General features: G+C 70.6%; 1 protein-coding gene. It reads left to right on the forward strand.

Features of this window, described 5'->3' with window-relative positions; genetic code table 11:
• A partial coding sequence (locus AC1DS3_RS39555; protein ID WP_477129491.1) for a hypothetical protein occupies positions 1-417 on the forward strand: 417 nt, incomplete at both ends.

Raw genomic sequence — 417 nt, forward strand, 5'->3', positions numbered from 1 at the left:
CGGGCGGTCACAGCTTCAGGCGGTCACAGCTTCACCGCCGATGCGAGCCACAGCGCGGTCGATGTCCATGGCTGGACGCTAGGCTCACTGACGATCACGCCGACCAGCGACGCGAACTTCACGCTGAGCGTGGCGGCCACCGCCACCGACGGCGAGGGCAACCTCAGCACCACCACCACGGCCACCGAGGTGGTGACGGTCAACCCGCTGGCGCCAGCCCTGGCGCCGGTGGCAGAGAGYGGGGTCGAGGGCGCGGCCATCGCGCTGAACCTCGGCGCSACGGTCAACGGCCTGGCTGGCGACAGCAATGGCCTGGCCTCGCTGGTGGTCGGGGCGATCCCGGCCGGTGCCACTGTGAGCGACGGCAGCCACAGCTTCACGGCCGATGCGAGCCACACTGCGGTCGATGTCCATGGC

Source organism: Cupriavidus sp. 01L46 (assembly GCF_056399905.1).